Below are 917 nucleotides of genomic sequence, written 5' to 3'. Positions count from 1 at the left end.
TAGGGTGTCCAGTTCTATGTTCCAATATTAACTCACTTGTTTGAGTGTTTTGGTTCGTTCTGTCACCCAGTTTTTGGACAAGTGCTCGGTAGTCCAAGCATCAATGTCCTTAAGTTTAACATTCACTAAGCGCTCTTTGAAATTAAATGTTTTAGTAACGGATTCGTTCACGACTTTTGGATATAATGGTATCATTAGAGCAAAAGGAGTTATGCCATACAGCTTGTTCGGTGACTTCTTGCTTTTGTATATACCAAAAGTAGATTCAATGATGTCTGAAGAGATGCAGATATTCATATCCTCAGTAAGTTGCGCTTCTTCCTTTCGGAAGTACTCCAGCATCTTCAAGCCAAGGTGAGCTTGACGAGGATAAGCATTTCCTATAACATGAGCAACTATGTATGACTGGCACTCCTTACTCGTCTTGCAGGAAAAGCCTTTGTTTTTACAGATATGCTCTATATGCCTGATGGCATCCAACGCATCCATGAGTTCTTGCAACAAAGATTCATAGTCGTTGATGAAAGCATACGCTTCCTGCATTTCTTTTGGGAGTTTGTTGTAACAAGCAAGCATAGAGTTGCCCCAGATTACCCATTCAGACATATTCATGAATCTAGCAATAGTCCTCATGTTCGGTGGTAGCAAATATGCTTTATTTGTCAGATGGTATTGTAGTCTTTTCTTTCCTAAAAGTGTTGTAAGCTCAACAAAATCAGGCTGTTTTTCATACACCTTTTTGAGAATAACACCCATAGAATGGCTGATGTCCGCATAATGCACATATCCAGAGTCCAAGATACCCCTTACAAGGTTATGGGCATTGTCACTAATCACATATTGAGGTTCTGAACCTGCAGATATAGTGACTTCGCTTATCTTGTTTTCGATATCTTCACCCTTGAAGTTTGCTCCTA

At 39.5% G+C, this 917-nt stretch carries 1 protein-coding gene; it reads right to left on the bottom strand.

What is annotated here, in order from left to right; translation table 11 throughout:
• Nucleotides 1–27 precede the first annotated feature (27 nt).
• A partial coding sequence (locus AAAT87_RS15395) for a hypothetical protein (RefSeq protein ID WP_349226920.1) occupies nt 28–917 on the bottom strand: 890 nt, incomplete at its 5' end.

This window comes from Segatella sinensis (assembly GCF_040095255.1).
GTDB lineage: Bacteria > Bacteroidota > Bacteroidia > Bacteroidales > Bacteroidaceae > Prevotella > Prevotella sinensis.
Note: the sequence above shows the minus strand (reverse complement) of the source record. Positions and strands in the feature narration are given on the sequence as shown.